The 22,271-nt window shown below is 37.2% G+C and carries 19 protein-coding genes; 9 read left to right on the forward strand and 10 right to left on the reverse strand.

Annotated features, from left to right (window positions below; all coding sequences use genetic code 11):
• Positions 1 to 129 precede the first annotated feature (129 nt).
• From AC4CUY_RS12475 to AC4CUY_RS12485, 3 genes are all read right to left on the reverse strand, one after another.
• On the reverse strand, positions 130 to 444 hold the full coding sequence (locus AC4CUY_RS12475) for a putative quinol monooxygenase (RefSeq protein WP_419820284.1): 315 nt from the start codon (positions 442 to 444) through the stop codon (positions 130 to 132).
• Positions 445 to 492: 48 nt separating this feature from the next.
• Positions 493 to 1,074, reverse strand: a complete 582-nt coding sequence (locus tag AC4CUY_RS12480) for an NAD(P)H-dependent oxidoreductase (RefSeq protein ID WP_336954267.1) — start codon at positions 1,072 to 1,074, stop codon at positions 493 to 495.
• Between the two features lie 204 nt (positions 1,075 to 1,278).
• The gene (locus AC4CUY_RS12485; protein WP_004719407.1) at positions 1,279 to 1,890 is read right to left on the reverse strand and encodes a glutathione binding-like protein; all 612 of its coding nucleotides are present in this window, start codon (positions 1,888 to 1,890) and stop codon (positions 1,279 to 1,281) included.
• 214 nt (positions 1,891 to 2,104) lie between these two features.
• Between AC4CUY_RS12485 and AC4CUY_RS12490 the strand changes: the two genes are divergently transcribed.
• From AC4CUY_RS12490 to AC4CUY_RS12500, 3 genes are all read left to right on the forward strand, one after another.
• Positions 2,105 to 3,556, forward strand: coding sequence for a SulP family inorganic anion transporter (locus AC4CUY_RS12490; protein ID WP_419327780.1), 1,452 nt, complete (start codon positions 2,105 to 2,107; stop codon positions 3,554 to 3,556).
• 779 nt (positions 3,557 to 4,335) lie between these two features.
• Positions 4,336 to 5,028 (forward strand): LuxR C-terminal-related transcriptional regulator, encoded by a 693-nt coding sequence (locus AC4CUY_RS12495; RefSeq protein ID WP_336954270.1) that lies wholly within the window; start codon positions 4,336 to 4,338, stop codon positions 5,026 to 5,028.
• Positions 4,974 to 6,914: a sensor histidine kinase gene (locus AC4CUY_RS12500; protein ID WP_490774197.1), complete on the forward strand. Its 1,941-nt coding sequence runs from the start codon at positions 4,974 to 4,976 to the stop codon at positions 6,912 to 6,914. The genes AC4CUY_RS12495 and AC4CUY_RS12500 overlap by 55 nt, the downstream gene beginning before the upstream one ends.
• Before the next feature lie 185 nt (positions 6,915 to 7,099).
• Here AC4CUY_RS12500 and AC4CUY_RS12505 read toward each other — a convergent pair whose 3' ends face one another.
• The 5 genes from AC4CUY_RS12505 to AC4CUY_RS12525 all read right to left on the reverse strand — a co-directional run bounded on the left by AC4CUY_RS12505 (position 7,100) and on the right by AC4CUY_RS12525 (position 14,423).
• On the reverse strand, positions 7,100 to 9,565 hold the full coding sequence (locus tag AC4CUY_RS12505; protein ID WP_490774198.1) for an ExeM/NucH family extracellular endonuclease: 2,466 nt from the start codon (positions 9,563 to 9,565) through the stop codon (positions 7,100 to 7,102).
• Positions 9,566 to 9,783: 218 nt separating this feature from the next.
• A complete protein-coding gene (locus AC4CUY_RS12510) occupies positions 9,784 to 11,430 on the reverse strand; it encodes an AMP-binding protein (protein WP_490774199.1) in 1,647 nt (548 codons plus the stop codon).
• Positions 11,431 to 11,701: 271 nt separating this feature from the next.
• Positions 11,702 to 12,835, reverse strand: a complete 1,134-nt coding sequence (locus tag AC4CUY_RS12515) for an acyl-CoA dehydrogenase family protein (RefSeq protein WP_490774200.1) — start codon at positions 12,833 to 12,835, stop codon at positions 11,702 to 11,704.
• Between the two features lie 205 nt (positions 12,836 to 13,040).
• Positions 13,041 to 13,811 carry a 3-hydroxyacyl-CoA dehydrogenase gene (locus AC4CUY_RS12520; protein ID WP_490774201.1) on the reverse strand — a complete coding sequence of 257 codons (771 nt, stop codon included), beginning with the start codon at positions 13,809 to 13,811 and terminating at the stop codon, positions 13,041 to 13,043.
• 228 nt (positions 13,812 to 14,039) lie between these two features.
• Entirely contained in the window at positions 14,040 to 14,423 is a 384-nt protein-coding gene (locus AC4CUY_RS12525) for a hypothetical protein (protein WP_490774202.1), read from the reverse strand.
• Positions 14,424 to 14,694: 271 nt separating this feature from the next.
• Between AC4CUY_RS12525 and AC4CUY_RS12530 the strand changes: the two genes are divergently transcribed.
• The 5 genes from AC4CUY_RS12530 (at position 14,695) to AC4CUY_RS12550 (ending at position 19,397) form a co-directional block, all read left to right on the forward strand.
• Complete coding sequence (locus tag AC4CUY_RS12530; protein WP_490774203.1) at positions 14,695 to 15,711, forward strand: AraC family transcriptional regulator; 1,017 nt, start codon at positions 14,695 to 14,697, stop codon at positions 15,709 to 15,711.
• Positions 15,712 to 15,931: 220 nt separating this feature from the next.
• Complete coding sequence (locus tag AC4CUY_RS12535; RefSeq protein WP_336954281.1) at positions 15,932 to 16,279, forward strand: hypothetical protein; 348 nt, start codon at positions 15,932 to 15,934, stop codon at positions 16,277 to 16,279.
• Positions 16,280 to 16,556: 277 nt separating this feature from the next.
• A complete protein-coding gene (locus AC4CUY_RS12540) occupies positions 16,557 to 17,540 on the forward strand; it encodes an aliphatic sulfonate ABC transporter substrate-binding protein (RefSeq protein ID WP_336954282.1) in 984 nt (327 codons plus the stop codon).
• The gene (locus AC4CUY_RS12545; protein WP_419327773.1) at positions 17,540 to 18,373 is read left to right on the forward strand and encodes an ABC transporter permease; all 834 of its coding nucleotides are present in this window, start codon (positions 17,540 to 17,542) and stop codon (positions 18,371 to 18,373) included. The genes AC4CUY_RS12540 and AC4CUY_RS12545 overlap by 1 nt, the downstream gene beginning before the upstream one ends.
• Before the next feature lie 112 nt (positions 18,374 to 18,485).
• Complete coding sequence (locus tag AC4CUY_RS12550) at positions 18,486 to 19,397, forward strand: bestrophin family protein (RefSeq protein ID WP_490774204.1); 912 nt, start codon at positions 18,486 to 18,488, stop codon at positions 19,395 to 19,397.
• 137 nt (positions 19,398 to 19,534) lie between these two features.
• Here the strand turns inward: AC4CUY_RS12550 and prmC are convergent, their stop codons facing one another.
• Complete coding sequence (prmC, locus tag AC4CUY_RS12555) at positions 19,535 to 20,353, reverse strand: peptide chain release factor N(5)-glutamine methyltransferase (RefSeq protein WP_336954285.1); 819 nt, start codon at positions 20,351 to 20,353, stop codon at positions 19,535 to 19,537.
• Entirely contained in the window at positions 20,353 to 21,441 is a 1,089-nt protein-coding gene (gene prfA, locus AC4CUY_RS12560; protein ID WP_336954286.1) for a peptide chain release factor 1, read from the reverse strand. Before prfA ends, prmC begins: the two co-directional genes overlap by 1 nt.
• Positions 21,442 to 21,830: 389 nt before the next feature.
• On the opposite strand from prfA, the gene AC4CUY_RS12565 reads away from it, so the two are divergent.
• Positions 21,831 to 22,262, forward strand: a complete 432-nt coding sequence (locus AC4CUY_RS12565; RefSeq protein WP_336954287.1) for a YMGG-like glycine zipper-containing protein — start codon at positions 21,831 to 21,833, stop codon at positions 22,260 to 22,262.
• Positions 22,263 to 22,271 lie beyond the last annotated feature (9 nt).

Below are 22,271 nucleotides of genomic sequence, written 5' to 3' on the forward strand. Positions count from 1 at the left end.
ACTCCCCCACAAAAGTAAACTAAACTACTTCGCTCCAACTCGGCTGGGTTGACTTTAAGTATTAGATTCAATAATCAAGCTCGACATTTTGATTTATATATTTTTAATCTATCCAGCAATGTATAAATTTTAAAATCCATTGTTTAAAATACGGATTTTAACATCAGCAACATGCTCTTTTACTTCAAGTTGATAAGCTTGCATATGCTCAGTTTGCAAGTGTGCATTGAGAAGCTCAATACTTTCCCACTTTTCAAGCATCACAATCAAATCACAATCCTTGATTTGATAACTTACATCAACATCAGCGTCAACCAATAACTGATAGCCATGACAACCTTGCTCTTGTAATACTGTTGGGGTGATTTTCTTAAATGCTTGGATAATTTTATCTTTGTGTAATCCATTTGGATATGCGCGGATTTCAGCCACAATGGTCAACATTTTAAACTCCTTAAATTTTTAAATGAGATATTCAAAATACCAATTAATTTAAGCAAAAAGCTGCTGCAAATGCTGGCGATATGCTTGTTCATATTGCGCAATTTGCGGTGCTTTAATCACATCATTGACAATAAATGTTTCTAAGCTTTCCATCCCTAAAAATTGATTGGCTTTATGAAAAGGTAAATAAACACCATCTACACCAGCACCATGGAAAAATTGCTCAGGATCATCAAACGCTTGTAAGGGTGCATTCCAAGTTAATGACAACATATATTTTTTCCCCTGAATTAAACCACCTGAACCATATTTCTTGGCAGTATTAGAACGGCTACGACCATCATTGGCATATAAACGGCCATGACCAGTGGTAAAAACATCATCAATATATTTTTTCATGGTCCAAGGTGCACCCATCCACCAACCTGGCATTTGATAGATCACTACATCAGCCCAGAGATATTTCTCCACTTCTTCTTGAGCATCGTAATTTGCATCAGTACGTGTCACCTTTACACTATGCCCCAAATCGGTAAGTACTGCTTTACCCAAGTCAGTCAGAGTATCGTTTAATTCACCCTTTGAATGTGCAAACTGTTTTGCACCATTTACGATTAAGATATTACTCATTGTTTACCTATGTTTTGCCAATACGTTTGATTTATGGCGCAACTATAGAGCTTATTTTTATTGCAAAAAACGTAAAAATAAACAAAACATTATTGACTAAAAATCAACAATAAATATCTAATTCTTTCTACTTCTGCCCATTTCACTTTAATCAATTCAATAAAAAAGCACCCGTAGGTGCTTTGTAGCTCTATTCCACTATACTTAAGGAATTAAACCTTCATCACGCATTGCAATCTGTACAGATTGACGTTCAGCAACTTTATTACGTAATGCCACAATATTGGTAAATGGAGTTAGATCATGATGAATTGAATTCGACCAATTTGTCAGTACAAACAAGTACGCATCAGCAGGACCAAAGCGGTCATTAACCAAATAATCGTATTCAGACTCGGCAAGATAGTCATCTATATATTTCAACATCTTATCTATGGTTGCATAGCCACGTACTTTTTCATCTTCAGTGATTGCTGGATCAAAGAAGACAGCATATTCATCATGCAACTCTGAGTTTAAATAACCCAACCATTCTAAAACTTTAGCACGTCCCAAACCTGATGGTGGGATCAAATCTTGTTTAGGATCGTGTTGTGCAATAAAAGGCAGTACTGCAACATTTTCAGTTAAAAGTAACCCTGGATTGATTTCTAATGCGGGTACATAGCCTTTTGGATTGATTTCGTAATAATCTGCGCCCTTTTCTGTTTTATGCGTTTTTAAATCAACACGTTCTAGATCAAAATCAACATTAATTTCGTTGAGTAAAATATGGGCCGCTAAAGAACATGCACCTGGTGAATAATATAATTTCATATCTAATCCTTGTTATATGACTGTTTAAGTTGTAAATGGCTCAGATCACAATTTCAAGTCGTAAAACATAAAATTGCAAAAAGCATAAATTTATAAAATCAGCTATAACTTGAATATTCAACAAAATGAAGACTTTTTCAAGTCAAAGTTAACTGCTTTTTCACTAAGAGATGTTTTAACATACGCATCTTTAAAGAATGATGAAAGGTTTGTAGTGATTAGTCTAAAAAAAGCGGAATGGTTTTCCAATATTCGTACAGATGTACTTGCTGGAATGGTCGTGGGCTTAGCACTTATTCCTGAATCAATTGCTTTTTCTGCAATAGCAGGTGTAGATCCACAAGTTGGTCTGTATGCATCATTTTGTATTGCAGTGAGCATTGCTTTCTTCGGTGGACGTACTGCAATGATTTCCGCAGCCACAGGCGCGATGGCATTGCTCATGGTTACCCTCGTCAAAGATCACGGTTTACAGTATTTATTTGCCACCACAATTTTGACTGGAATTATTCAGATTCTTGCTGGCTATTTCAAAGTTGCAAAGCTGATGCGTTTTGTTTCACAGTCTGTCGTCTATGGTTTTGTTAATGCATTGGCCATTCTCATCTTTGTGGCACAGATTCCTGAATTACAACGTATGGATCTGACGGCTTATCTATTTGTCGCCTTTGGCTTAGGGTTGGTTTATCTTTTTCCCTATATTCCCAAAATCGGTCAACTCATTCCCTCACCCTTAGTGTGCATTATTGTACTAAGTTTAGTTGCCTTATTTTTGGGTGCGGATATGCGTACAGTTAGTGATTTAGGAAAATTTCCAGACACTTTACCACTATTTCTGATTCCAGACATTCCACTTAACGTGGATACCTTAAAAATTATTTTTCCTTATGCCATCACTTTAGCCACCGTGGGTTTACTCGAAACCATGATGACAACTACAATTGTTAATGAAGTGACGCAAACTGAAGGTGATCGTCATAAAGAATGTCGTGGTCAAGGCATCGCCAATATGGTCAGTGGATTTATGGGAGGGATGGCAGGTTGTGCCATGATTGGGCAATCAATTATCAATGTATCTTCTGGCGCACGAACTCGCCTATCGACCTTGATTGCTGGTGTTTTTTTACTGTGTTTAGTGGTCTTTTTGAAAGAATGGCTGTCTTATATTCCAATGGCTGCACTTGTGGCAATTATGATTATGGTGGCTTTTACTACATTCAACTGGGATTCAGTCAAAAACTTTTCAAAACATCCCAAACAAAGCAATAGCGTGATGCTTGCGGTGGTGGTCATTGTACTAATGACGCATAATTTAGCTTTAGGTGTATTGGTTGGTGTACTTTTATCTGCACTTTTCTTAGTCAATAAATTAGAAAATGCAGTGCGTGTCCAGTCTCATCTATTGAACAGCACGACCCGTAAATATCAAATTTTTGGGCAAATTTTCTTTAGCAGTTCAGACAAATTCTTTCAGTTTTTCGATTTTAATGAATCTATTGATCATGTCATTATCGATTTAACTCATGCCCATATATGGGATATTACCTCTGTCAGTATGCTCAATCAGGCACAGAACAAGTTTCTGCAAAATAACATTCAGGTTGAAATTATAGGGATGAATGAAGCAAGTCGAAGCTTAGTTGATCAATTTAGCGCGGTAAAATAAACATCTTTATTTTTCTTAAGGCAGTGATGCTAAGTGTTTAATACAAGTAAAGAACAATAGCCAAAATGGTAATCGCAATACATTGTATCACTGCCAAATTTCTAAGGAATTTAATCATCGTAAACGACATCCATTATAAAAATAATCCATTATTTATCGAATATAACCGATATTTTGCTTTTAAATTGTGATTTTTATCTACTAAAATTTGAATATTTACTTAACCAGTCTCAATAACCTTATCTCAAAAAGTTAACTTGATCTCAATAAATTGACTTTAGACATCATTTGATACTCATTTAGCGCGTTAAAACTCGATTGTAATAAACTGAATATTCATTTCTAATCACTTTGGGTCTGTTGACAATTCGTCTATGTTTGCGACTACGAATATTTTTAGATGATACTAGGCGCGAAATACGAAATTTAGTCATTCTAAATGATGAGAAACATCGTTTCGCAAGGTAACGACGTAGAGGCAAAAAACACGCTAGTCCCCGCTGCGCCTTGCGCTGCAAACAAAGCAGTGCTTTGTTCTTGCTCAGGGTTGTGGTTAAAATTATCTCAGCCTTCATTATGAAACTTGAAAATAGTCTCGCTATTCTCTTCATGCTTTACGACGTATACGTCTCATGCTCAATTTTAACCTACAACGCAAGCCATTTATGAAATATCAACAGACCCTTATTAAATACTAAAAATACCTATTATCAGGTATAGATAAAGTCATCAATATCTGAAAAACTAAGTCCAATAGACATGGGCGAGTTTTTTACATCATGAACAATGAGTTAAGTTTACCTGTTCCAGTTATCATCGTAGAAGACGAGCCTCTTATACAAAAAAGACTGACTGACATATTAATTAATCTTGGATACTCAATTTCAGATTTACGTTTTGCCCAAAGTTTAGCTCAAGCCAAAGAACAACTCAGTATACATTCAGCTTCATTTGCATTGGTTGATTTAGGCTTGCCTGATGGAAATGGAATTGAGTTTATTGAAATTTTAAAAAACTATGATCCAACCATCATGATTTTAGTGATCTCAGCTTGGAGCACTGAAGATGCCATTCTCAATGCATTAAGTGCAGGTGCAACAGGCTATGTTTTGAAAGAAAGAGATGACTTGGAAGTTTCTCTTTCGATTAAAAGTGTTTTACGTGGTGGGGCCCCTATTGATCCATTTATTGCCCAAAAAATTTTAAAACAACTACATTTTAATGAGAAAAATAATTCAAATAAAACATCGCCCATTCAGAAGGTAATGGATCAGGACAGTGTATTATCCAAAAGAGAATTGGGAATTTTAGAACTAGTTTCTCAAGGCTTAAGCAATAAGGAAATTGCAGATCAACTCAATTTATCCCGTTATACCGTTGAATCTCATATTAAACATATTTATCGGAAACTTGCGGTATGCAACAGAGCCAAAGCCATCGATACAGCACGCAACTTAGGATTACTCGACTAATTCTAAAGTTAATCGGGCTTTTCGGTCTTATCCTAAGTTTGACACAACATTTTGCTTTTGCTGGTGCTCTCTTAACAGCTCAGCCCAATGCAACAGATGCAGTCTGCTATTTTCAAATCCAAAGTATACAAGTTGTCAAAGCGCTTCCAAATCTGGAACAAGTTCCCCAGCGGGGATGGGAAGTAGTCAAACTACCCGATGACTGGGAAACGCGCTGGAAAAACTACACAGGCTCTGCTTGGTATAAAATCAAATGGCAATATCAGTGTGATCAGGAAAATCAACCTGTCGCTTTATTGATTGAACGAATCAATATTGCAGGAGCTGTCTATAGCAATAATGAACTGTTATGGAAAGACAAATCCTTAGTAGAGCCATTGTCTAGAAGTTGGAATATGCCAAGGTATTGGGTACTCCCTGCGACATCTATTCAAAACCATCAAAATGAAATTTTAGTCCGTGTTGTGGGGGTTGCATCACAACATTCAGGTCTAGGAAAAATTAAATTTGGTCAAGCCGAAGATATCGCCAATCAACAGGATCAGTTGGTTTTTGAACGGCGAACTTTATTTTTTATCAATATTATTATTACGTTTGTGGTGGGAACTACAGGTTTTACCATTTGGCTATTTCGACGCCAAGAAAAAGCCTTTGGCTGGTTTGGTTTAACTTCATTTTTATGGGTATTGTTTGCCTATAATATTATTTCGACCATTCCTATTCCTTTTACCGACAGTATCTTAACAGCACGTTTAAATCTGGTATTTTTAGTTGGATATACCTATTGCCTCTGTTTATTTGCTTGGCGTTTTGCCAATCGCCATTATCCGTATTTAGAACGTTTACTTTTATTGACCTCTACAATCGCGATTGTGGCATTGCTGTTGACACCAATCAATTATTTAGAACGTAGCTTGTCCTCTGTCTTTTTCTATTCTGGCATGGTATTTATTTTTAATTGCTTGTTTTTTCAGTGGATTGCTTTTAAACGTAGAAAGATGGACATTCTCCTGCTTGCATTTATTTTCCTCATCTATTTACTTATTATTGTTCATGATTTTTATAGCATGATCCATCATCTGGATCAGACGGTCTATTGGACGCCATTGGCCGCACCAATTACCAGCTTAGCAATCTCGTTTATCTTGGCTTATCGTATTTCACAGAATGTTGGACGTATTGAAAAATTTAATCAGACGCTTGAAGAAACTATTGAAAAAGTCACGTTTGATTTAGAACAATCTTTAGATAAAAAGTACCAACTCGAAATTGATAATATGCGGTTGCAAGAGCGTCTAAACTTGTCCCATGAATTACATGATGGACTGGGTGGTTCAATTGTTCGCTCGATGATTATATTGGATCACAGTGAACATATTGAAAAACAGCAAGTGATCTCTATGTTTAAATTGTTAAGAAATGACTTACGCCAAGTGATTGACTCAGGAAGCAGTGCTGGAGCAAAAATACCAGAAAGCCCAGTGATGTGGGTTGCGCCATTGCGTCATCGTTTTATACAAATTTTCGAAGAAATGGAAATTGAATCAACTTGGATTTTTGCAGAAAAATGGAAACATAAACCTCTTGCATTGGTTTGTTTAACCTTTTCTCGTGTCGCAGAAGAAGCCTTAACCAATATTGTAAAACATAGCCATGCAACTGATGTCGAAGTTTCGTTGGTTGAAGACGAGCGACAACAGCTCGTTTTAACGATTCAAGACAATGGTATTGGCTTTGAAGTAGATCAAGTTCAAGCTGGCTTGCATGTGGGTTTACAGAGTATGCAAGTGCGGGTAAAAAGAATTGGAGGTAGTTTTGAAATCCATTCTCAGCATGGTTTTACCGTGATCCGAGCCATGGTACCGTTGAAAGATAAAACTGAATGATTTAGATGAATGAAATAGTATTTCTACCAATATCATTCACTTCATCTATGAAGAGATTCCATCTTAAATCAGTTGATGAAAATTACTATATTATACAAACTGTTATGTTATACATTTTGAGTTTTATAAAAGCATAAAAAAAGAGAAACTAGACCACTAGTTTCTCTTAAAAGGATATCTGCGTATTAGGATTTCTTTCTAGAACGCGCAAATACTGATGTCGCAGTAAGTAACATCAGTCCAAACAAAGACCACAGTCCCGTACTACCCCCACTACTCTTATGCCCGCCTGTAGCACCACTTGATTCATTTAAATCTAAATCAACAATAACCGGATCGTGATCAGAAGAACGGAAAGCATCTGGCGCATAGAAAGCGGAAATTTGTTCTTCAGTCTTATATTCTTCATTGTAGTCTAATGCTGTTGGTTCATCAGCATTGATATGCCATGCAAAAGTACGTTTAACCATTGGGTATAAGTTTGCATCTGCAATGGCGTGATCTAAATTACCCGCACCACCATTCCCAGTTGCATCACTGGCCACACCAAAGACATAGCTATATGCAGATTTACCTTGCCCTACTTTTTCATCATTTAGCAATATTTTATAGTTGGCTTTTTCAAATGCCAAGATTGGATCTTCTTTGGCATAACTGTTCATATCACCAATCAATAAATAATTTGGCTTTTCAGCTTTGGTTGGGTTGGTTGCAATCCACTGAATCAACTTTTGTACTGCAGTGACACGCGTCGGATTCCAACAGCCTTGACCATCACCTTGGTTTGCTTCTGGTGAGTTTTTATCATCAGGACAACTCCCTTTAGACTTTAAGTGATTTGGTACAACAGTAAATGTTTTCCCACCTAATACCGCTTGGAAGCTTTGTGCCATTGTGACACGGTTTTTTTGTGTAAAATCATCATATACCACAGGATTACCAACAGGTTTTACACGTTTGCTATTATAAATAATCGCAACTGCAATCACATCAGTACCCAACTTATCCATATTTGGTGGGATGACATATTTCCAATCAGCACCCAGAGCTCTAGTTAAGTAATTTACAGCACTTTTTTCTCCATAGCCATTGTTGGCAATTTCCATTAAGCCATAAACATCTGCATCAATGGTTTTAATCGCACTGACTATTTTGGCATGTTGACGATTAAATTCTGTCTCGGTGTTTGCACCACGATCTGGTTTAACACCAATCAGCGGAGAATTGTCATAATTTAAGACGTTAAATGCGGCAACACGAACCTGTTTAGTCTCTTTTGCCAAGACGGTTGAATTCCGCAGATTACTGTCTTTGACAACCTCAGGCAAAGCTTTGTTTTGAATCGGTTGAATACGCCAAGCATTGAAACGGTATTCCAAAATCCCTTCAACATTTTTAAGCTGATAGCCTGTACGTAAAGTGTTTGCCGCATTAAATGTTTGTGGCAACCATGGTGTTCTGTTTTGATTATTATAACCATCATCCAAGATAATCTTAGACAGTAAATTTTGTTTTGCTAAAGCAACCGCTTCATTGGATTTCGCAGGATATAAATTGGTTGGGATATATAAGCGTCCCAAACTTAAAGACAATTGACCATATCGACCATAATCATAATTCTCGCTAACCGTTAGGGTTTGAGGAATTTTCACCAACATGCCTTGATAGCGCTTAGGTGCATTGCCTGTAGCATCGGTTAAACTTGAAAATGGCAGTTGAATCGGAGTAGAACTCACCAAACTTGCGGCTTGATTATTACAAGTTTGAATATTGCTGCTCAGTTGATCAATTTGCAATTGATTTTCATAATTGGTTAAACGCCCTTTCAGAATCACTTCTTCACCCACTTTACCGCCAGTGATTGTGCTTGCAGCAGGGAGATAGACAAAAATCGCATTGCTTAAATTTGCTTTAGCTTTACTGTCAGGAGTTTGAATATAAAAACCTGAAAAACCATTTTGATAGCGATAATCCGCAGTAATTACACCTCGAACCACATATTGTTGGTTTTGTGCCGCAGATTGTAAATCTGCAATTGCAGTATCAGCAGTACTACAACTGATTGCAGTGATTGGCGGTGTCGTTGTACCAGTACCTAAATAGCTACTGAATGCATTACGATCTGACCATTTGCTCCACTCACTGTCCAAATCAAAGGCACTATTTGGATCTACAGCGCTGACATCATTTTTATTTTTTATTCTACTTAGGCTATTTTGATAGCTGGTGATTGTTGTTCCCCAGCCGCCACTTGCTGGTTTCTCCCCAATCCGTCCAAAGCGGTCTACAGGTGTACCTTTATAAACAAGGACCAAGGCATCATCACCATTAAATGACAAACCAGCAACCTGATTCACTTTAGTGCCAAGTTCAGCCTGTAATTCGGTACGACCTATAATAAATTTTGCTTTACTGGCTAAATTTCCCTCTAAGGTGTAAGTTGCTGTTTTACTCGTTGCCCCATTGGTATATTGTTCAATTTGATAATCTGCAAGATTTACAGTGCTGCCATCTGGATTATAAATTTCTAAGCCTTTTCTATTTACTGTACCATCAATGTATTGGCTAAACATCAATTGTGCATAGCTTGGAAATGAACAGCCCAATAGTGCAAGGCTTAAACAAAGTGTATGTAGTTTTAAATTTTGCATAATTTTTAACGTTTGTTGAAATTTAAAGCAGATTAATTTTTATTAATGACAATATCGTGAATTTAAATCATTCTATTTGATCCATTTATAGTTTAGACAAAATATACTACTGGCAAAGTGGACTAAAATTGTTATAAGAACCTTAGAAATACGAGATCTCATGCTGATCATAAAAAAAAGCACCCTTTCGGGTGCAAAGCATGGAACTTTAAAATATATTAAGCCAGCAATTGTATTTGCTGTAATTTAGCTACTTCTTGCTGCTTCAATAAATTACGTTGAATTTTGCCACTAGATGTTTTAGGTAAGCTTTCAACGAACTCAATTTCTCGTGGATAAGAATGCTTAGATAATCGTGAACGTACATATTCTTGTAATTTAGCATTCAATTGCTGACAACCCTTGAATTGAGGCTTGAGCACAATAAAAGCTTTTACGATCTCTGTTCTTTCTGGATCAGGTTTGCCAATGACTGCAGATTCTAAAACTTCGACACATTCCAAAAGTGTACTTTCAACATCAAATGGCCCAACACGATAACCTGAAGTTGTAATGACATCGTCTGCACGACCAATAAAATCCACCCCACCTAATTCATTCAAACGGACCGTATCTCCAGTTAAGTAATAATGACCAACAAAGGATTTACGATTATTCCCACCATAACCTTTAAACCATGTGAGTGGCGATTGAGAGAAGTCAATTGCTAGCGTTCCAATCTCACCTCGTTCAACTTCTTGGTTGTCTTGATTTAACACTGCAAAACGATGACCAGGATTAGCAAAACCTGCTGAGCCGACTTTTATTGCATGTGTTAAAGCATGATGGTTACCTATTACCATACCTAATTCTGTTTGCCCATATTGGTCATAAATATTGACATTTAAGTCATGATTAAACCAATGAATTACTTCAGGAGTTAAAGGTTCACCAGCACTACTAACGGCACGTAAATGATCTTTGATCGAAGTATTAAATTTTTCTTTAAAACCAAAGAACATACGAAATGCTGTAGGTGAACCTGTAAGATTACTGACTTGGTATTTTTGAATAATTTCCAAAGCATGGTCGACACTAAATGCTCGTTCATCCATGATGATACTGTGTCCCAATCCCAATGGGCCCGCTATACCATAGTATAGACCATATGCCCAACCTGGATCCGCGAGGTTCCAAAATGAATCATCTTCACGTAAATCAACAGCGTGACGCATATATTCTTTAAAGGCCAAAATTGCTTTTAATGGCACTGGAACAGATTTTGCCAAACCTGTTGTTCCAGAGGTAAACATCATTAAAAAATTATCTGCAAAACTCATCATGACGGGTGCACATTCAGCTGATTGACTTTCTAGTTCTTGCCAAAAATCTGCATGCTTTGTTGTGGCAAAATCTTGTGGATGAACGGTCAGAATATGCGGAAGTTCAATCCCGTTTAGTTTGGGACGTTGTTCAATGTTGGTGATGATCAGTTGGGTATTGGCCGTTGCTACACGATGCTCAATCGCTTTTGATTCAAAAGCGGTAAATAAGGGCTGATAAATTGCTCCAATACGCCATGTTGCCAATATGGTGATCAATAATTCTGGAGTACGTGGTAACAAACCAGCAATACAATCGCCTGTTTTTAAACCGAGCGATTGTAAATAATTGGCTAATTTTCCTGCTGCTTGTGCCAGTTGTTCAAAGGTCCATTGTGAAGACTCACCGTTTTTGCCTTCCCAGATCAAAGCCACTTTATTTAAACCAACAAAACGCTCGCAGCACTCGATATAGGCATTGATTGACTGTGGGTTGCCAACCAGTTGCTCATTGATTAGTTTTTCATAATCGAATTCTTGATAGGCTTGTTCCAATGTTTTCATGGCAATATCCTTGTATTTTCAGCACAAATCATCTCGATGTGCGGTTCCATATTTTGCTTTCTAGCTTTTCTTTAAAATGTTGAATCATTCAACATGTGTTTCTATGCTTATAGATAATCATGATTAGAATTCACACACAATTTCCAAATACCTCAATTGTATTGCGGTTTTTGAACATCTGTTTTTCCTGTCATGGTGGAAGGCTTTAAAAAAAGACCAGTGCGAAGCTGGTCTTGAGATAGAATTTTGATGCGCTAATCTACAATTGAACTTAATGAATCACCGCTCTTGCGATAACTAAACGTTGAATATCGGAAGCGCCTTCATAAATCTGGCTGACTCGAACATCTCGATAGATTCGCTCAACCGGAAAATCAGCGACATAACCATAACCACCATGAATTTGTATCGCATCTGAACAGACTTTTTCAGCAATTTCAGATGCAAATAACTTCGCCATTGATGCTTCTTTTAGACAAGGTAAACCTGTATCTTTTAAAGTTGCGGCATGGTAAATCAACTGCCGTGCTGCTTCGATTTGAGTGGCCATATCGGCTAAGCGAAATGCTACAGCCTGATGTTGTACCAACTCTACTCCAAAAGCTTTACGCTGATTGGCATATTCAACCGCAGCTTCCAATGCTGCTCGTGCCATTCCCACACATTGAGCGGCAATACCAATGCGACCTGACTCTAAATTCGACAAGGCGATTTTATATCCTTCCCCCTCATTTCCTAATATGTTCTCAGCAGGAATCCGACAATTCTCAAAAACAATTGTTGCAGTATCTGAGCAATGTTGCCCCATTTTGTCTTCAATCCGAGAAAGGATATAACCTTCTGTATTGGTTGGAACGATAAAACAAGAAATCCCTTTCTTCGCTGCGGATTTATCCGTAACTGCAAATACAATCGCCACTTGTGCGTGCTTTCCAGACGTAATGAATTGTTTGGTTCCATTAATTACCCATGAATCGCCATCACGTTCTGCTTTACATAGCAAAGCACCTGCGTCTGAACCCGCCTGTGGTTCGGTTAAACAGAAACAGCCAAGCCATTGACCTGTTGCCAATGGTATTAAGTAGTCTTGTTTTTGTTGGTCTGTCCCATATTTTTGGATTATTCCACAAGGCAAAGAATTTTGTACGCTGACAATGGTTGAAATTGCACCATCTCCTGCGGCAATTTCTTCAATTGCCGTCACCAAGGAAATATAGTCCAAACCTGCGCCACCCCATTGATCAGATACGGTCATGCCTAATGCACCCAGTTCACCTAATTCTTTGAGTTCTTGATGAGGAAATTTTGCAGTTTTATCACGTTCAGCAGCAGTGGATTTAAGTTTATTCTGCGAATAATTCCGCATCATTTCCTGAACCATTTTTTGTTCATCATTGAGAATCATATGAGCATCCCTCTCAGCACTTTTAAATTTTAAATCACTGCAATCATGATCAGCGACCAGTCAAATCTCGTTGTTTGTATAAATTTAGGCTGAAGTCCACCTAACACGATGGTTGAGATCATGTCAGGCAGTATTGATTTTTTAAAAAGTTTGCTATTGCTTGCGTTAAAGCAAATTTAGACATAAGCAGATAGATTAGACCGGATTACTTTGGCTGCATACGGATTGCGCCGTCTAATCGAATTGTTTCACCATTTAAATAGCTATTTTCACAAATATGACCAACAAGCTGTGCAAACTCTTCAGGCTTCGCAAGGCGTTTAGGAAAAGGCACCATATCACCCAGCGCATCTTGAACATTTTGTGGTAATGATTTCAACATTGGGGTTTCCATAATCCCTGGTGCAATGGTCATCACACGGATGGCATGTTGCGCAAGTTCTCTAGCCAAAGGTAATGTCATTGCAACAACAGCACCTTTAGACGCAGCATAAGCGGATTGACCAATTTGGCCATCAAACGCAGCCACTGAAGCAGTGTTAATAATCACACCACGATCTTCTTCACCTACTTGTAACTCATAACGAGAAATGACATCTGCGGCAAAACGCAGCATGTTAAATGTTCCTGCGACATTAATATTCAATACTTTTTGAAATGCATCTAAAGCATGGATGCCATTTTTACCCAGAACTTTGGCGGATGGACCAATCCCTGCACAATTAATTAAGCCATTTAATTGCGCATAATCCTGTTCCACATTTTTAAAGAATTGTTCAACAGCAATTTCATCTGTCACATCAAGTTGAACAAATTTTGATTTTTCACCTAAGCGCTTCTGCATTTCTTCGCCAAGCTGGTGATTCATATCCACCATGATCACTTTCGCACCTTGACTAATCAAATGTGTGGCTGTAGCAGCACCTAATCCAGATGCACCACCAGTCACTACAAAAACTTTTCCTTCAATTTTCATTTTATTTTCCTAGTTCATTGTTTGAATAGAGCAGTTTAAATGATGAATTAAACCCACTTTCGACTTAAGATGCAGAGTAAACATAGTCAAGCTTGAGTACAATTTCCAAAAGTTGCATCTTGTATGATGTATTTGGACAATAGCAATATTTCATAAGATCAACAGCGTCAAATCACAACATAAAAGAATAGGAGAGAATGGATCAATACTCTTATAATCTTAAAATACTTATTTTTCTCTATAACACACATTAATTTTTCCATCGATTTGTTTATAGCACGTCCAATATTTACCAACTAACCGTGTTGTTTGCTTTTTATTTTTCTCACTTAAATAATAGACTTCAGCAACTTTGAGATGATTAAATTGATCACCAAGTCTTACATCACACTCGGTGTTATAACATATTATTGGCTTTTCAATAAAAAACACTTTTTTACTAAAATTAAGTTCTACATATTCAGCATCAGTACCAGTCCCATGGACTATTAGACAAGACTTAACTGTAATACTTTCGTTTACATTCAGGCACTGTCGCTCTTTATTTGTATTTTCAAGTGCAAATACTGTGATTGGCAATACCAGTAATGGCAATAAAAGTGAATATTTCATTTTTATACATTATTTTTGATCATAGATGCATTAAAATAACAAATTATCATTTATTTTCAATGCTAATCAATTGCAACAGCTAGCCCTTTCATTCTTGTAATAAAAGATTGAGCTAAAGCCAAGAAAAAGCATATTATTCATTGACGAATCTAGAATAAAATTTGAGTATATGTTTCTGTATTCATTTTATTTCCACAATAAAATAAATGCATAATTACTTTAATTTTGTTTAAAATTTCATAAATTATCTGGTTTTATTAAAGTATACCTTGTGAATATTCAACAATTCAGTGAAAGCAAAGGCACAATTTCTATTGCATTGGTACATGAAGCCCTGAACAGTGCCCAAGATAAGGGCTATGATATAAAGCAGATTTTGCATGATGCAGAAATACCAATGGAAATATTTCAGGCAGCCAAATCACGTATTGCTGTTTCTGCTTATGCAAAACTTTGGACTAAAATAGCTGACCATATGAATGATGAGTTCTTTGGCATGGACTCGCATCAGATGCGACGTGGTTGTTATAATTTATTGTCTAAAATGGTCATGCAAGCGGATACCCTACAAACTGCGATTGAACAAATTTTGCAATATTTTAATTTTGTCTTGGATGATTTCTCCAGCAAAATGATTGTAGATGAAAATTATGCATACATTGTCATTACAGACAAATTACAAACCAAGCGCATGTTCTGCTATGCCACTTATATCATGTTGGTTCACAGTTTAATCTGTTGGTTAGCAGATCAAAGAATTTTACTCAATCAATTACAATTAAAATGCATGCCTCCTGAAGATGACAACGATTATCGCGTTCGATTCTGTGAAAATATTACTTACCAAGCAGTTGAAAATTATCTGCAATTCGATGCAAACTACTTAAATATTCAAATCAAACGCGACCAAAAATCTTGGTATAGTTTTATTAAAAACACCCCCGAAAATCTACTATTAAGATTTAAGAATCCTTTGGCTTTAAGTTCAATAATTCGCAAGCAATTACTTTCTATTGCTCCTGCTGAATGGTTAGAACTTGGTGAACTATCTGCGCAGCTCAATATTTCAGAAGCCACTATACAACGCCGTTTAAAAAATGAAGGTAGCAGTTACCAACAACTCAAAAATGATATACGGCGGGACATGGCGATTGAACTACTTTGTAAAACCACATATACCTTACAAGACATCAGTGAGCTGTTGAATTTTCAGGATGCCAGCGCATTTCATCGGGCATTTAAAAAATGGACTGGTCTAAGTCCAGGTGCTTATAGAGAACCCAAATAACATCGTTCAATAAAAAAATAGTATTTTAGGAAATTTCTTTTAAATCAAAAACTATAATAAAAAAATATATCAATATAAAGTCAGGCTCTCTGTTTACAGCTCATCTGAATCAGGTTGCAATTTGATCAAAAATGGTATATTTATTACCCAATTTAAAGCAGATTTTCTGCTTATTCCCTGTTGTACCCTCCTCCCCTTTAATCACTTTTAGGTCACTAACATGATTAAGATGATTGATGTACTAGAACAAAATCTAGTTCAAAACTTTATCCATTCCCTTTCTGCTCAAACTGAACATTTAGATGAGCTTATCGAAGGTATTTTAAAAGCTTCAGATCATGACTTTGAACATGCCATGAATGATTTTTTCAAAACCAATGATGCATCAGAAGTCGCACAAGCGCTTGATATTCACCAAGAACGATTAGATGCAATTCAATCAGGCTTAGCAATGAAAAAAGAAAATATTGCTGATACTGCAAAAATTGTTGCGCTCTGTCTGGCACTTGAAACCAATGCATTAGACCAAGTTGAAATTGCAGATAGTCTGGAAGATTATCCAGTTTAATTTACCCCAATCCAAAAATGCCTCGATACCGAGGCATTTTTTTTGTCTAATGACTAAAATTTAATTAGAATATTTTTTTATAACTCATTTCAATAATCATCTATTCAACAAACAAATATGCATATTCCAGAAACATAAATTAATTCAAATGGTTAAACCAATATTTTTTACATTTCATATTTTAAGAAGTCAATATCTGTTTTTCTTTTTTGTGCTTTCACCCTAAAAAATATACATATCTAGCTCTGTGTTTCTCTTTGAGTTTTATGGGGTATATATGAAAGTTTTTAGCAAAAAAATGACACGCTTAGTTTCCACCTTAGCCTTAAGTTTAACCGCAACGTATTCTTTTGCAGCCATCCCAACAACATTGAAATTAGACTATGCCTATTACGCCCCAACAAGTTTAGTGGTTAAAGAACAAAAGCTGTTAGAAAAAGCCTTACCCAAAACCGAGGTCAAATGGGTATTTAGCCAAGGCAGTAACCGTTCACTTGAATATTTAAACAGTGGCAGTATCGATTTCGCCTCGACTGCGGGTTTAGCAGCAGTATTGAGTCGTGCCAATGGCAGTCCGATTAAAACGGTTTATATCCAAAGCCAGCCAGAATGGACTGCATTAGTCGTAGCTAAAAACTCAGCAATCAAATCCTTAAAAGACCTCAAAGGGAAAAAAATTGCTGCAACAAAAGGTACAGATCCATTCTTATTCACTCTTCAAGCACTTGAAACGGTTGGCTTAAATAAACGCGATGTGCAATTGGTACATCTACAACATCCAGATGGAAAAACAGCTTTAGAACGTGGTCAGGTAGATGCTTGGGCTGGTCTTGATCCACTGATGGCGTCTGCACAATTGCAAACAGGTGCAAAACTGCTCTATCGCAATATCGCTTTCAATAGTTACAGTGTGTTAAGTGTAAAAGATCAATTTAGAACCCAAAGCCCAGAAGCAGTTGAGGCTGTAATTAAAGCTTATGAACAAGCACGTAAATGGGCAAAAGCCAATCCAGATAAGCTTGCAGAATTATTAGCACGTGAAGCAAAATTGCCACTTGAAGTGGCGAAGTTGCAATTGAGTCGAACTAATCTAGATCAAAATATTCCAACCGCGAAACATCTTAATGCGCTAAAGAAAGCAGGCACTATTTTGACTGAAGAGGAACTGGTTCGAAAAGGAACTAATGTAAATCAAGTTGTGGATCAACTATTTGACAGCAAATATGCGCAAAAGGTCATTGGCAAGGTTGCTGAGAAGTAATGACAAGGTCTACACATACTCAATCGATGCACAGACAATCAAATGTACATATAGCGCAGGCGGGTTTATACAAACCTGCCTTTAAGGCCAATGTTTTAAAATGGGTCAAAGGAATTACGATTCCGTTGTTGTTCATTTTATTATGTGAGTATTTAGTTCGTTTTGGATGGATTGAGTCTTATCTTCTCCCTGCCCCAAGTAGCTTAGTTAGCTCATTCAAGGAGCTTGCCGCAGGTGATTTATTTACCCATATTTATACCAGCACTTGGCGCGTATTTTTAGGATTTTTTATTGGTAGCTTATTGGGGCTAATTTTTGCACTTGCAGTGGGTTTAAACAAACACATTGAGGAATTTTTAGAACCTACATTTTCAGCAATCAAATCTATTCCAAGCCTTGCTTGGATTCCGTTATTGCTTTTGTGGTTAGGCATTGATGAAGCCTCCAAAATTACTTTAATCGCGATTGGTGCATTCTTTCCCACCTATACCAATAGCGTATCTGCCATACATGGTGTTGATACAAAGTTGTTAGAAGTGGCAAAAGTATACCGTCTGACCTATCTACAAACTATCTTCCAAATTGTTCTGCCTGCTGCATCTCCTGGAATTCTCGTTGGACTAAGAAATAGTTTAAGCCTAGCGTGGATGTTTATGATTGCAGCAGAACTGATTGCAGCTACACAAGGTATCGGTTATCTGCTCAGTGATGGTCGAGAAACCTCTCGGCCCGATATTGTGATTATTGCGATTATCTTGCTGGCTGTCCTCGGTAAAATCACAGACAGTCTAATGAAATTGATTGAAAACTGGTTTTTACGTTGGAGAACTTAAACCATTCAGATACGGCTTTTGATCAGCCGTATTTTTTTAAATTGCTTATTTGCAACTTGCATTTCTGCTTTTCTCTATGAAACACTGTCGCAGTAATATTTAGGTAGACAGTATGATCATTCGAGATAAAAGTAACAGCTTCGCACTTCTCTTTGCTTGGCACGGCACCATTCTTCCCAAAGTCTTACCCGCATTAACCTTTGTTGTGCTGATCTCGACAGTTCTGGTTTACCTATCATCACATCACTATTTTACAATTCCTGCTGTACCAGCAATTGGATTTACCGTGTTCGGCATTATCCTCTCTATTTTCTTAAGTTTCAGGAATACTGCTTGCTATGATCGTTGGTGGGAAGGTCGTAAACTCTGGGGTTCATTGATTGCAACATCACGACACCTTTCTCGTGATACTCATGTTTTAAAAGAAAGCCAGCGTAAAGTTTTAATGTATCGTGTGATGCTTTTTACCTGTTTATTAAGAAATCGCTTACGCAATCAAAACCAATCCATTAATTTTTATAATAATAAAGTCGATTTAGATGAATTGACCTTTAACCAGCTGAAAAATCACCTCAATGCCTCACAATTTGTTTTAGAAGAAATTCAAAAATCTTTAGTTCAATCACTTAAAGCAGGTGAAATTTCTGACATTATCTATCAGGGTTTAAACCAACATATTGTTGCACTTGGTAATATTCAGGCCGGATGTGATCGTATTTTAAGTACCCCCCTGCCTTATTCCTATTCAGTCTTATTACATCGTACAGTATATTGTTTTTGCTTGATTCTACCATTTAGCTTAGAAGCTAGCTTAGGTATTTGGACACCTGTTATCGTCAGTTTAATTGCTTATTTATTTTTAGGTCTAGATGCTTTGAGTGCCCAGCTTGAAGAACCATTTGGCCTACAAGAAAATGATTTACCTTTAGATTCGATTACCCGTATAATTGAAAGAGAAATGCTCAGCTCTTTAGGTGAAGAACTGTTAGAGCCAATTCAATTGGTTAAAAGTAATTTGACTTAAGCTATTTTTCTAAAGCTCAACTTCAAAATATAAAAATACATCGAATTCTTTTAAAGTTTATTGTGCGTTAAAAAAGACTTTGTTGATTGAGCAATCACTGCAACCCAACAAAGTCTTTTTAAAACAACAATCCAATTCTAATTTATCCATTGACCTAAAGTCACACGATCATTTCCACCATAATCTTTAACAGTTCTGACCTGTTTAAAACCAGCACCTTTAAAAATGTTTTGAACTGCTTCAGCTTGATCATAACCATGCTCAAGTACAATCCAGCCTTGTGTTGCCAACCATTTTTTACCTTGCTGAATAATATGCTCAATATCCGCCAAACCATGCTGTTGGGCAACCAAAGCACGTTCAGGCTCAGAAGCGAGATGCTGCATATGTTCATCATCAACATCGATATAGGGTGGATTCGAAACAATCACATCAAAAAATTGACGATTCAAAGCTTTAAACCAACTTCCTAAGAAAAATTTGACCTGCCCTAAGTCATGCTTTTCAGCATTATGTAGAGCAACTTCTAGAGTTGGTTCATAGATATCTGTGGCAATAATAGACCAATTAGGACGCTCACTCGCCAGTGATAATGCAATTGCACCTGTACCTGTACCTAAATCAACCATACGAGTATCTTCAGGCAAATCAAGATTTAAAACTGTTTCAACCAAGACCTCAGTATCTGGACGAGGAACTAAAGTATCTTTGCTAACCGTTAAATCCAAAGTCCAAAATGGTTGTGAGCCAGTCACATAAGCCAATGGTTCACCAGCAGCAATCCGCGCTAAACCGTTAACATATTGCTGTTCTTGCTCAACCGTTAATTCTTGCGTAGATTTAAGTGACAAATCAAATGCATCAATTTTTAAAATATGCTCAAGTAACCAAGCATTTTCTTGACGCTCGTAACTTTCAGCTTCTCCACGTAAGGCCAAAGCCTTTGCAATATTCATTAACCACCATTTTGTTGTGCAAGCATCGCCAACTGATCTGCTTGATATTCGCGATGTAAACTGTCAAGTAGCTCAGTCAAATCACCTTCCATTACTGCATCTAACTTGTATAAAGTTAAATTAATACGGTGATCTGTCATACGACCTTGTGGATAGTTATATGTGCGGATACGTTCCGAACGATCCCCGGAACCCACCAAGTCACGGCGCATTTCAGAAGTTGCTGCATCGGCAGCAGCGCGTTTCGCATTTTCTAAACGTGAAGCCAATAATGCCATCGCTTTTGCTTTGTTTTTATGCTGTGAACGTTCATCCTGACATTCCACAACAGTACCTGTTGGAAGATGGGTAATACGTACAGCAGAATCCGTTTTGTTAATGTGCTGACCACCCGCACCAGAAGCACGGTAAGTATCAATACGTAAATCCGCAGCATTAATCTCTACAGTAGTGTCTACATCAACTTCTGGAAGAATTGCCACAGTACAAGCTGAAGTATGGACGCGGCCTTGTGACTCAGTAGCTGGAACACGTTGAACACGATGCGCTCCACTTTCAAACTTCAAACGACCGTAAACACCTTCACCATTCACTAGACAGATAATTTCTTTATATCCGCCATGTTCGCCTTCATTTTCAGATAAGATTTCAATACGCCAGTTTTGAGTTTCAGCATATTTACTATACATACGGAATAAATCACCCGAGAAAATCGCAGCTTCATCACCACCTGTACCCGCACGGATTTCCAAATATGCTGAGTTGGCATCATTGGGATCTTTAGGAATCATGAGAATATTCAACTCACTTTCGAGTCGTTCAATTAAAGCTTTGTTCTCTTTGATTTCCTCAACAGCCATATCCTTAAAATCTGGATCAGTTAACATAGCTTCTGCGGTTTCAATATCTTCTTCAGCTTGCTTGTACTTTTTCCAGACATCAGTAATTTCGGATAAATCATTATGCTCACGGGACAAATTACGAAAACGCTTATTGTCTGAAATGACTTCAACATCTGCTAATAATGCTTCTAACTCTTCATGTCGATCACAAAGTTGGTCTAATCGTAAACGTAACGATTCTTTCATTTTAAATACATTCTCAATCTAAGCCTCACCAAAAACATCGAGCTTTATAACAGCCCATTTAAAATTGGTAAGAAAATTCTAAAATTGTGCCTAGTTTACCGATTCTGCCATTTAAATGACACATTTATATAAGAACCATCAAAATAAGCAGTAGAATTTATAGCAAGATGATCAACATGATTTTTGATTAGATGTTTGTTTTCTCCATTATTCATGCTATTTGTTGACTAATATGGGTGTTTTAAATTCACTTTTAATAGAAAATATACATTCAGATACCAAACGCTATCAATTTTCAGATTCCTCTCCACATTTTTTGGAAAAATTTTTGTTACATTTGCCACATCGAATATAGATAGAACTGTCCAAATAAGGACATGGAGCAACACATGAAATTTAATACGATCATATTAAGCACTATATTAGCAGTAACTTCAGTATTGACAGTAAGTGCCCATGCTGACAACTCAACACGTATTGCAGCAACTTCTGCTCTAGGTAGTGTCGTTGGTACTGCAGTAGGTAAACAAATTGGTGGTAACACTGGCGCAATGATTGGTTCAGCAGTAGGTGGTGCAGGTGGTGCTGCAGCATCAACCAATAGAAAAGACCGTACTGCGGCTGCAATCGGTGGTGGTTTAGGTGGCGTTGGTGGCTATACCGTCGGTAAAAATATGGGTGGTACCACAGGTGGTTATATTGGTGCTGCTGCTGGTGCGGCGGGTGGTTCGGTTCTCGGAAAAAAAGTTTCTCAAGACCGCCATGCAGATCAACGTAAGTACAATAAAAAGTACTACAAAAAACACCGTCGTCATCACTAATTGATCCGT

The sequence above is a fragment of the Acinetobacter sp. 778_lipA genome, assembly GCF_058242985.1.